Below are 12,088 nucleotides of genomic sequence, written 5' to 3' on the forward strand. Positions count from 1 at the left end.
TCTACGGATTGGAATCGGCTGCGCGAGCCACAGCGTCTTCGTTTGCATGACCGGACGGTTCGAAACCGACCTTGGGAGAATCTTCTTTGGCGACATGAATCACGCCAAGCGCCCCGGTCAGTGCATCCTGCAGGGAGTGGGTCACCATGGGATACATGCCCTCCTCCGGAATGATGAGATCAAATGTGGCACCTCCGCCCGGAGGCAACGTATACGTTTGGACTCCGTATTCGACGTTCTTGGGATTGCCGCTGGCATACACCCGGTCAAAAATGGCGCCGATGACGTGAAACGCGGAGAAGTGATTCGGCCCTGCATTGACCACATGCAGCCGGATGAGTTCCCCCGGCTTGGCCCGCAACGGCTCATCGAGGTACTTGTTCGCCTTACCGTTGAACACCACCAGCTTGGGTTTACCCGCCATCATCGCGGCCACATCGAATGGCGTCGGATAGACCTCGCTTTGCACGATGACGTACTCTCGATCGGGCTTCGTCACGGGATGGCGCGGTTCGACCACGACGGCGCCAAACATCCCGTTCGCAATGTGCTGGATCATCGGGTCGGTTCCGCAATGGTAGTAAAAGACGCCTGGATAATCGGCCTTCCATCGGAAGGTCGATTGTGAGCCCGTTGGAACTCCCTGAAAATGGAGGTTCCATGGAGTCTTCGCCGCATGAAAATCGATCGAGTGCACCCGGTCGGCCTCGTTTTTCAACGTGAAATCGACGATGTCTCCTTCCTTCACGCGGATGACCGGGCCTGGAAACGACTCGTTGAACGTCCACGCCTCGCGTTGATCATCCTTGGCAACCTCGACCTTGGTAACCGTTGCCCGCAGTTGAACGGTGACGACCTCGGCCCGACCGACGTCGGCCACGAACAAGCCGGCGGCCGCCGCCAGCAGGAGCGCCCATCCGAGTCGTTGAGCGCGCGCTTCTTCCTCCACGACGGAGGCATTCTGATCCGACATTTTCACCCCTGTGTCCGGTCCGATCCGTTCCATGGTATCTCCAAAAAATGATTAGCCCATGAGCACGTATAGATCTTCGAGCAAATTTATCAGCAACTGTCGTGCCGGACATTTTTTAGGAACAGATGTCATTAACCATGCGACTTTTGGAGAGAAACGCACGCATTCGCTGAGACCGCTCAGCGATCTCCGGATAGTAATCGCTAAATGGCGCGATGGCTCGCGAAATGTCGCGGATGACGTCGCGATTTAGGAGAGGGGAAGATTCAACGGACGGCTCAGACCGAGCTTCTTCATGCGGCTTCGAAGCGTGCTGGGATTCATACCGAGCTGCGCCGCAGCGCCATATGTCCCATAGATCCGCCAATGAACGGATTCCAAGACACGCAGGATATGCCTGCGCTCGACGTCGATGAGATTGGACGTGGATTCCGACACACCGTTCACGGTTGCCAGCGGTTCGACGGTGACAACCGGTGAGCGCGCCAGAATCACCGCCCGTTCGATCACGTTCTGTAGTTCACGGACATTGCCGGGCCAGGAATAATTCGTCAGTCGCGTCAACGACTCCGGATTGAGCTCCAGCACGGCACGCTTTAACTTCGACCGGTACGCTTCCAAAAAATGGCGGGCGAGCAGCGGGATATCCTCCCGGCGATCACGCAAGGGAGGCAACAGAATCGGAAATACGTGCAGCCGATAGTACAGATCCTGCCTGAACCGGCCTTCGTTGACGGCGTTCACCAGGTCGGAGTTGGTCGCCGCAACGATGCGAACATCGACCGGAACAGGACGGGTTCCTCCCACACGATCCACCAGACCGTCCTCGAGCACGCGGAGCAGCTTGGCCTGAGCTTCCAGCGGCATCTCGCCGATCTCATCGAGAAAGAGTGTTCCGCCGTTGGCCAGCTCGAACCGCCCGGGACGCCGTTGGTCCGCGCCCGTGAACGCTCCGCGCTCATGGCCGAACAACTCGCTTTCGACGAGCCCCATCGGGAGCGCCGCACAGTTCACGCGGACGAATGGCTTATCACGGCGAGTGCTCAGCTCATGAATGGCCCGTGCCATGAGTTCCTTGCCAGTCCCGGTCTCGCCGGTGACGAGCACGGTGGTCGACGTCGGGCCCACCGCTTCCGCCTGTCCCAACGCGGTGCGAAACGCGGCGCTGAGACCCACCATCGCTCCGAAGTTATGCGTCAGCTTGAGCTCTTCGACCAGATATTCGTTTTCGTGCTCCAACTGATGGCGGAGACGATCGATCTGCTCGTACGCCCGCACGTGGTCGATGGCATAGGCAATCTGCGTCGCCACCAACTGGAGAAATTCCAGATCGGATGGATCCGGCTCCCCGCACTCGACGCTGCCGATGTTCAGCGTGCCGATGCAGGTGTTACCGATCATCAGTGGAGAGTTGATCATCCGTCCCAGTCCTTCACGGACATAGTAATCGTCCTCCAGAAACAACCGCTGGCGTTGCAGGTTCGGTCGCACGTGGATAGTCCGATTTTCATACACCCATCCGACGGCGCTGCCAGCTTTGGGAATCACGGCATCGCGCTGAAGTTCTCGCTGCGGCATCGTGGTTTCGACAGCGTAGAAGCGGAACGAGTTGGTGTCCGGATTGTACAGAGTGACGCCAGCGCGCTCCCAGGGCAGCACTTTCCGTATCTGCTCGGTGATGGCGCGCCAGAGACTGTCGGTGTCGCGTTGAGAGTTCAGGACGTTGGTGACGGCCAGCAGCGCCCGATAACTTTCATCGGTATCCCGCATCTGCAATCCTCCGGACAAGAAATCGCCGGTCGATTCGACAGGTTCCTGCTCTCCCGGCGAATGATCGCGACGGTCAGCAATCCGCGGCTGGTGAGGGGTAAGATCTCCATTCAGCATACGTGAACCCTTCTCTCCATCGCAAGGTAACTGGGTCATTATACAAAATCCCGTTGCCGGTCCGATTGATTGTGGTTGTGCTCGTGGACCAAGAAGGCCGGCGCCGGCGGCTCCGCACCCTGATCTACCGACCGACCCATCGCACGACCGATCGCGATCCCAAACGCAAAGCCTCCCGTCGCCGTGGCGGCCAGCCCCCATCGCACCCACTCGATTCCGCTGGCAATCTGCTGATCGTGATCAGCCTGATACTCGGTAAGCTTTCCGTCCAGATCGCGGAATGCCATCGCCACGGCGGTCGCCTGCGCAAGACCTTTTCCCCCGCGAATATATGACAGGACATCTTCCTCTCCACCCCGCTCGAGAGCCAGTGTCAACCGTCGTTTGGCATCGAGCAGCTCCGTCACCCGCTCATTCACGGTTCTCACTCTGAATTGCAGATCCGGCCACGGCGATGTGAGACGCAGTAGTCCGTCCACGATACCTGGAATACTTCCCTCGGCCGCGACCATGGGGATCAGAAACGAGGACTGCTGCATCAGCACGTATCCTCTGAACCCATTGTCGACATCGGCCACCATTCGCTCCAGCCTCAGCACCTCCTGCCGGATATGAGACTGTCGGACCTGCGCTTCATGGATCGCCCACCATTGCTCGATCAGAACGGTCTGAACACCCAGCATGCAGAGAAAGCACGTCCCTGCCGCCAACACTCCGAATACAGTCCGTGTTCGCATACGTTCCGATCCGCCTTGTCTCTGCGCACATGGTTTTCATCAGTACACCAAGATAAGGAAGCCGGGAGAAGCGACGCTCCTCCCGGCTCACTCGACCACTTCATGCAGCGTCTCAATCATACATGCGCGTACATGCGTACACGGCTGCATGCCACGCCGGTGAGATCTGCTTTGGTCCTAGAGCCAGTTCACCCGTTCGGCGGGGCGAATGTAGATGGGCTCTTCGACCTGGATGCGGGCCACTTCCTTGCCCGACTTGTTGAAGCCCAGCACGGTATCGTTGTACATCTCAAAGCGCTTCCCGTGGATCTGGGTTTCAAACACCTTCGGGCCCGGAATGACGTCGTAGCGGAAGATGATCTGCTGGCTGGCCCGCCAGAGTTGGAGGACGGCCAACAGCTCCCGGCTCGGCACCAGGTACTTCTCAATGGCATTGTCGACGCCCGGGCCGAACATCTGCCGCGCATAGCCCCGGGGGGAATGCCGCGGCGGAATGTAGAAGCCGTTGGGCTCGGTGCCCCACTGCGGATACAAGGGCAGCGCCACCTGCTCCACCCGAATGGTGTAGTACAGGGGATGCCACCGGTCCTCCGCCCACAGGCCGTCTTCGCCGATGCGCACCAGGCTCTGCATGCGGATCTTGCCCACGCACGCCGCCATACAGCGCGTCTCCATCGGCTCCCCGCCCGTCAGCGGATCCTTGCCCTCGATCCGCGGATAGCACGCAATGCACTTCTCCGACACCCGGGTCGTCCCCCGGTACATCGGCTTCTTAAACGGACACTGCTCCACGCACTTCTTGTACCCCCGGCAGCGGTTCTGGTCGATCAACACAATGCCGTCTTCCGGCCGCTTGTAGATCGCCTTGCGCGGACAGGCCGCCAGACACCCCGGGTATGTGCAGTGGTTGCAGATCCGCTGCAGGTAGAAGAAGAACGTCTCATGCTCCGGCAGGCTGCTGCCCGTGAGCCGCCACGGTTCATCGCGCGAGAACCCCGACTTATCGATGCCTTCCACCAAGGAGCGCATCGAGGTGGCGGTGTCCTCGTAGATGTTCACGAAGCGCCATTCCTGGTCCGTCGGGATGTAGCCGATCGCCGCCTGGCCCACCTTGGCCCCCGCGTCGAAGATCGTCATCCCTTCGAACACCCCATAGGGCGCATGGTGCTTGCGGCCCACCCGCACGTTCCACACCTGCCCCCCCGGGTTCACCTGCTCGATCAACTGCGTGATCTTCACGTCGTAGAACTGCGGATACCCCCCGTAGGGCTTCGTCTCCACGTTGTTCCACCACATGTACTCCTGCCCCTTCGAAAACAGCCACGTCGACTTGTCCGCCATCGAACAGGTCTGACAGGCCAAACACCGATTGATGTTGAACACAAAGGCAAACTGCCACTTCGGATGCCGCTCCTCGTACGGGTACAGCATCTTCCGTCCCAGTTGCCAGTTATAGACTTCAGGCATGGTGAATCCTCCTTAAATGCTCACGTGTCTCCTGCTGACCGGGGGACCCGGAGCGGATCCCGCATGGCACACGAGGATCCCGCTCCGACCGACAGCGATGGCTACACCTTGATCTTGATGTGCTCCCCTTTGAGCCACTTGATCATGAATTCGTTCTCCTGACCCGGCGTAAACCCGGTCCGGACTGGTTCCCACGGCCCGCGGGCCCCGATGCCGCCGTCTTCCGCCTTCGTGATGCGGATCAAGCATTCCTTCGGGGTCGTGTTGATCGCATGGTGGTCAATCGCATAGCCCCACTTGAACTTCCAGGCAATCGCGTGCTTGCCCGGGAGTGAGTCGGTCTGGTGCATCGGCATCAGCCACGACCGGGTAAAGGACTGTTGGGCCCCATACCGGAAGTTGGATTGATAGCCGGTGTCCACCGCGATCGCCCGGCCGTCCGGCCGCGTCTCGTGGCCCTTCACCGACTTCGCCGTCGACACGTACGGAGCGTGTTTCGCCATCGTCACGTGATACGGATAGGCCGGGTTGTACTTCGCGCGAATCATCAAGCGCGCGACCTTGTAGAACGGATCCGAGGGCTTCCAGCCCCGATAGGGCCGGTCCACCGGGTTGCCGTCCACATAGACATAGTCGCCGTCGTTGATGCCGCGGTCTTTCGCCGCCTGCGGGTTGATGTGGATCTGGTGCTCGCCGACGCCCGGCGTCCGTTTGTCCATGCGGTACGGATCGCCGAAGTTCGACTCGTAAATCTGCACCCAATCGTTCACCGACCACTGGCTGTGCACCCGGTGCCGGGTCTTGGGCGTCACGCAGTAGAACTGGTACCCCTTCTCCCACAACGGATTCGAATGTTGCTTGACGTCCTGCCACGGCAGCTTGATGTTGCGCACCGTCTTATCGTCGTGGTGCTGCGCCGTGATCGGAATCCCGTAGTCGTCCGGCCGGACGTACGGGTTGCTCGTCATGATCGCGTTCGGCAGATACGGCGTCGCCTCCGGGCCTTCCCGGTGCACGATGAAGTTCTCGCCGTACTCGATCGCCTCCGGTTCCACCCGGTAGGTCTCCAACCGGCCCGAGCGCGTCCACTGCGGCTTGCTCTCGTTGACTTCTTCCCAGAGCGGATGGCGCGGATAGGTCCGAACCATAACCATCCAGCCCTTCTCCGACTTCAGCATCACGTCCGCGCTGTAGCCGTACAGGGTGCTGGAGGCATCCAGCACACGCTGCGCGTACACATCGACGCGGTTTTGATAGACAAAGTGGAAGACCTCTCTCATGCGATTGTCGCCGGTGATATCCCCCAATCTGGCCGCAACGCCGGCGAACGTATCGAGGTCGTTGCGCGTGTCGTACAACGGCCGGATGCCGCCCTTCCACAACTGGATCCAGGGATTGGATACCGTGGCGGTCATTTCCGGGTAGGTGAACTCCATCCAGGAGTTACACGCAAAGGCGATGTCGGCGTGGTTCACGTCCGAGGTCATCTCGATATCCTGCGTGATCAACATTTCGATGTTCGGATCCACGTTGCGCACCATGTCGTAATGGTGCTTGGAATTATTCAGGATGTTCACATTGACCACCCACCGCACTTTGCTGGGGCTCGGCATGTGCGTCTTGCCCGTGAACACCTTCCGTCCGTACTTCGGGGTGTTCACGATCAGTGCGGTGTCGCCATGATTCCAGTAGCCCGGCTCTTCACCGTAATAATAGGTCTTGTACTTGATTTCCTTACCGTGTGCGTTCGGATCCAGATTGGAATGCCACGGATCTTCCGCGAGATGCACTCCCGCGCCGGCGCCTGACCAGGGAGCCGCGTTCCAGATGCCGACCTTGTAGTTGCCCGACCAGGTATGGCAGCCGGTCCCGAACTTTCCGATATTGCCGGTCAAGATCAACACCAGCGCCGCCGCCCGTCCCATGGACGTCATGTGGAAATAGTGGCAGACGCCTTCGCCGTTGTGGATGGCGGCCGGCTTGATCGTGCCCGAATCCCTCGCCCAGCGGACAATGAGGTCCTTGGGGGCGCGATTGATTTGATGCACGGTATCCAGATCGTAATCCTGGAAATGGACCATGTAGAGCTGATAAATCGGGGCGACATCCACCTCGCGCCCGTTGAGCAACTTGACCCGGTAGGTGCCCGTCAAGGCGGCATCGATCCCCGCGTCGAGGTAATGCCAGCCCACTTGTTCACGATGCAGCGGCACCGCCTGCTGCTTTTTCAGATCCCACACCATCATGCCGCCAAGCCGCTGAATGTACTCGGGCTTCAGGCCTTGAATGCGCCCCGAATAGGCATGCGAGAAATCCGGCAATGCATATTCCTTGATCACGTCGCGCGGATCCAAGTATTGCAGCGTGTCGGTACGGACCAACAAGGGCATGTCCGTATACTGCTTTAAGAAGTCGATATCCTGCAGGTTTTCATCGACGATGATCCGGCTGGCGCCGAGAAAGAGCGCGCCGTCGGTTTCCGGGCGCACCGGAATCCAATAGTCCGCGCGCGAGGCGGTGGGGTTGTATTCCGGCGTGATCACGACCAACCGGGCGCCCCGCTCGATCGACTCGAGCTTCCAGTGCGCTTCCGGCATCTTGTTCTCGACGAAATTCTTCCCCCAGCTGGTGTTCAGCTTGGAGAAGCGCATGTCCGAAAGGTCGGTATCGCAGTTTTGCGTGCCGTTCCACCAAGGCTGAGAGGGATCCTGGTCCCCGTGCCACGTGTAGTTGTTCCAATAACGGCCGCCCTGCGCGTGCTCCGGGCTCACCTTCCTGATCCAGGAGTCCAGGAGGGCCAGGATGCTGTTGTTGAAACGAGTGTTCCCATGCTTGCCGAGCAGCCCGAGGATCGGCATGCCGGCGCGGTGCTTGAAGCAGCGGGTGCCGGCGCCCTTCATCATCTCGATCATTTCCGGCGCATAACCCTGTTCGCGCAACCGCCGCGCACCGGCTTCGCCACTGTAGCGCGTCCCGATCGTGACCAGCGCCTTCGCCGCATATGTAAAGGCCGTGTCCCAGGACACACGAATCATGTCGTCCAGGAATCGGCTGTTGAACTTATATTTCCGCTTTGTTTCCGGCGTGAGTTCCGGCGAGCCGGCATCCATCCATTCCTTCCACCCTTTCCGCATCAATGGCCCCTTCAAGCGATACGGGCCGTAGACGCGGCGATGGAAGGTGAAGCCCTTCAAACACATCCGCGGGTTATGGGCGAACGTCCCGCGGTTGCCATAGAGATCTTCGTAGGTTTGATGATCGTAGTTCTGCTCCACGCGCATGACGACGCCGTTGCGGACGAAGGCGCGGATGCGGCAGGCGTGGGTGTCGTTCGGAGAGCAAACCCAAGTAAAAGAAGAATCATAGCGATATTGGTCGTGATAGACCCGCTCCCACGAGCGGTCCGGATAATCACCGAGCGGATTGCCCACCTCGATGACCGGCTGCAGCGCCGTCAGCGCCAGAACCTTGTCCGCCACCGCCGCCACGGCAACGGTACCCGCGGACACTTTTAAGAATTGTCGACGTGATAAAACCATGAGGGTATTCCTCCTTGCTAAAAAAATATGAGAACGAAGATCTGCGGTCTCGTCCAAACCCGTATCGACTCTCCCACCTCCTTTCTTTGCTTCATATTTGCCTGAATGTGACGGCAATCAGGACGGACCCCACGATCAGGTGCAGGGCAACTCCCATACCATGTCCATACATGGCCATCTGATGATGACGTTCTTCTAATCATTTGATTATGCAGCAAGAATCAGATAGGCGTGCGCCATGAGCGCCTTCGCTCGAGATTTCATGATCGCGATATGTCGCGACAATCGTCGCGACATTCGCGAGGTGACGCGATGACCATGACGCTTGGCCGATCGCGCTGACGTCAGGTATGACCAGTCGATTTTATGGCGACGGCGGGGTGCGGAAGCGGCGCATTCGCACTCTCCTGTTCATGCGAGGGCTGCTTTTTCACCGCCAATGAAGCCAGCCAAAAGACGAACAGAATGCTCGTCCAGAAAAACAACACATTGAAGGAGATCATGTTGGCTGCGAATCCCACCGTATGCGTATACGCCCAGGGTGAATTATCACGCATGATTTCGTTGACGTGCCAGAAAAGACGGACGGACGAGCGGATATACCCCATCAACGCCATCATCCAAGTAAATTCAGTCGCGAGCATGATCAGGGCATACTGGGATCTTGGGGACATTCGACCCCATTCGACCGTTCCTCCTTGCTTCGCTGCCTTCAGCATGCCCAGATTCAGCGCCGTCATGAACACAAGACAGGACAGCGTCGTTGCCACCTGCGGCACCGATAATCCGACTCGGACGTTCGCCGGAATGTAATACCCGTAGACGGCGAGCCAGATGATGTTGACGTAGGCAAAGAAGAAAAACGTCCCCATGAAGATGTTGCCGAATTTGGCCCAGGAGACGGTCGGAATCTTGTTTCCACGCTGATACCAGATGAAGCTCAGAATCGTGGTCACAATGATCGTGTTGATGCCACCATTCTTTGCCGACATCACGCCGTAATTGCCGAGAACAGGATGTTGCTGCCCTCCCATGGCCTTGAGTTCGGCCGGCGTCATCACCATCGTATGCGGCGTGATGAATACCAGAAACCCGACCGTCATGATGAACACCAAATATTTAATGTATCGTTGATAGTGCTCTGCTCCTCGCATGCGGCCCAAACACTGCCACAGGTAGTAGCTGGTGGTGAGGAACAGGGCGCCGATCATGGTCGCCTGGATGATGAACAGCCAGGCCAGCAGCCCCCCCATCAGCGTAATCCCCATCTGCTGACGGTAGGCATAGACCTCGCGCATCAGCCAGTATCCGGCAAAAGGCAGCGGAACGAGGAAGAGCACGGCGATGAACATCGCGACATAGCCCATCCAGTCGTAATGTGCGCGCTCTTCCTGATTCCTGGCCGCGAGAAACCGGTAGGCGGCGTATGCGGCGACGACGCTGCCGCCGAACGCCATGTTTCCGAGTATCCGGTGGATGTTGAGCGGATTCCACAACGCGGTGTGCATCACATGCCAGATGTTCCCCAGATAGCGCCCTTCCTCATCCACACCGGCAGGCGACATCATGAATGCGATCCACGAGTTGGCGAGAAACATCAGCACGGTGCCGATCGTGTTGAGCACGACGGACAGGCTCAGGTGGATCCACTTCAAGAATCCCTCGCGCATCTTGTCCCAACCGTAATAGTAAATGTAGAGCGTCCCGCTTTCGGCGACGAAAAGCAGCGCATAGAGATGCATGACCGGACGGAAAATGCTCGCGAGATATCCGAAAAAGGTGGGGTACAGCGTGAGAAACGTAAATAGGAGGATGCCACCGAGGATGGCTGTCAGCGAATAGGCGGTGAGACTGATCTTCACGAAATCGTAGGCAAGCTGATCATACCGTCTCGCCAACGCTTTGTCCTTTGTCACCATTCCCATGAGCTCGATGATCATGCAAAAGATCGGGACGGCCAGCACGAAACTGCCGTAATAGAGATGTTGCTGGTTTGCGAACCAGATGAGCACTCGGCTTTCGAAGTTATATCGGGGATAGTGTTCGACATTATCGACCGTCTTGGGAGCCGGCAGACCGCTGATGACCCCTTCGGTCTTGTAATAGACGTCCCGGCCGACTTCAGAACCCGGTTCGCGTGCGGATTCCCCCTCATCACCACGAACGGGTGACGCCATTGCCAGCACGATCACCATGAGCGCGAATGCCCCGAGCAGACTGAGTAACCGAATGATTCCGTTCCGACGTGACGGTACACCCGACATGATGAACCTCCTTCACCAAATCAGTGAGAGACTCGGTTAATGGTTGGTTCAGCAAGCCGTATGCCGATGCGACAGGTACAAACGGTGCGGAATTGGCCGAAATCTTTCAGACGTTCCACGTGGCGGAAGAGAGAACCCGTGATCCATCGTGGCGCTCACGACATGTCATGGTTTACTGCATGATTGAACAGTCCAAATCCTGGACAGACGGAGGAGCGGGCCGGGGAAGGGCGTGAACCGCGTTTGGGGAGCTTACGAGTGACTATTCCAATTTAGACTGCGGCGGTGGTGGCTCAGAGGCTTCACCGGCATCCTTGACGTCACGTGCGCAACGGAACCCGAGCCAATTCATTTTCGTGTTCGGGTCTGTCCCGTTTCGTTGGGCAGGCCGCACGGATGGTGTGCTGTCAATCCATCCTCCGCCTCGGAAGGCCTTCTGGGTGCCCTGCGCAGGGCCTTTAGGATTACGGTCGGATGCGGTTTTGTAATAATTTGAGTCGTACCAGTCGGACGTCCACTCCGCTACATTACCGGCCATTTGAAAGACCCCATAGGGACTCACCGCATTCTCGTATTTGTCTACGGAGACGATTGGCGGATATAGCAACAGCCGTTCCGGCCTATCTCGGACTGGTCCCGATAACCCCGTACGGCCGAAGTTCGCACGGCTGAGGCCCGCAGGCTGATTGCCCCAGGGATAAATGCGCCCATCGTCGCCTCTAGCGGCTTTTTCCCATTCCGCGGAGGTCGGCAATCGCTTGCCCGCCCATTTGCAATAGGCGTCGGCATCGAACCATGAGATATGCATGACCGGATGATTGGCCATCGTGTCTTGGAAGTTTCCTCCGTCATACTGCCAATCAATGAGCGGGGGAAGATCGTGGGCGAGGACAAATTTTAAGAATTGGACGGTGGTGACTTCATACTTGTCGATCTCATAGGCATCCACATGCACCTTGCGTTGTGGATACTCTGCGGCGTAGGAATTCCTATCCACCTTCCGGTCGCTTCCCATGATGAACGGGCCGGCCGGGATCCGGACCATTTCATCGTGCGCAGGAAGTTTGATGCGCTCAGCCGCAAGCTTCTTGCCCTCCGCCGTCCATTCTCTGGTCACATCAGCCACATCCAGCGCGATCGCCGCCCCGCCACCGCAACACAATCCCGCGACCATGAGGCCGCAAATGACATTCCTGCGCTGCACGACATCCCCTCCTGTGT

7 protein-coding genes are annotated in these 12,088 nt (G+C 58.4%); all 7 read right to left on the bottom strand.

Going from position 1 to position 12,088, the window contains the following annotated elements; translation table 11 throughout:
- Position 1 precedes the first annotated feature (1 nt).
- The 7 genes from W02_RS10685 to W02_RS10715 all read right to left on the bottom strand — a co-directional run bounded on the left by W02_RS10685 (position 2) and on the right by W02_RS10715 (position 12,071).
- Positions 2–1,006 carry a multicopper oxidase domain-containing protein gene (locus tag W02_RS10685; protein WP_197741990.1) on the bottom strand — a complete coding sequence of 335 codons (1,005 nt, stop codon included), beginning with the start codon at positions 1,004–1,006 and terminating at the stop codon, positions 2–4.
- Positions 1,007–1,222: 216 nt separating this feature from the next.
- Complete coding sequence (locus W02_RS21880; RefSeq protein ID WP_305080018.1) at positions 1,223–2,860, bottom strand: sigma 54-interacting transcriptional regulator; 1,638 nt, start codon at positions 2,858–2,860, stop codon at positions 1,223–1,225.
- Positions 2,861–2,898: 38 nt separating this feature from the next.
- Positions 2,899–3,597, bottom strand: coding sequence for a CHASE3 domain-containing protein (locus W02_RS10695; RefSeq protein ID WP_173047504.1), 699 nt, complete (start codon positions 3,595–3,597; stop codon positions 2,899–2,901).
- Positions 3,598–3,774: 177 nt separating this feature from the next.
- Complete coding sequence (locus W02_RS10700; protein ID WP_173047506.1) at positions 3,775–5,064, bottom strand: 4Fe-4S dicluster domain-containing protein; 1,290 nt, start codon at positions 5,062–5,064, stop codon at positions 3,775–3,777.
- A 101-nt stretch (positions 5,065–5,165) separates the two neighbouring features.
- Positions 5,166–8,603 carry a molybdopterin-dependent oxidoreductase gene (locus W02_RS10705; RefSeq protein ID WP_173047508.1) on the bottom strand — a complete coding sequence of 1,146 codons (3,438 nt, stop codon included), beginning with the start codon at positions 8,601–8,603 and terminating at the stop codon, positions 5,166–5,168.
- 344 nt (positions 8,604–8,947) lie between these two features.
- Positions 8,948–10,867, bottom strand: a complete 1,920-nt coding sequence (locus W02_RS10710) for a cytochrome ubiquinol oxidase subunit I (RefSeq protein WP_173047510.1) — start codon at positions 10,865–10,867, stop codon at positions 8,948–8,950.
- Between the two features lie 262 nt (positions 10,868–11,129).
- Positions 11,130–12,071, bottom strand: a complete 942-nt coding sequence (locus W02_RS10715) for a formylglycine-generating enzyme family protein (RefSeq protein ID WP_232068515.1) — start codon at positions 12,069–12,071, stop codon at positions 11,130–11,132.
- Positions 12,072–12,088 lie beyond the last annotated feature (17 nt).

It is taken from the genome of Nitrospira sp. KM1, from assembly GCF_011405515.1.
Taxonomy (GTDB): domain Bacteria; phylum Nitrospirota; class Nitrospiria; order Nitrospirales; family Nitrospiraceae; genus Nitrospira_C.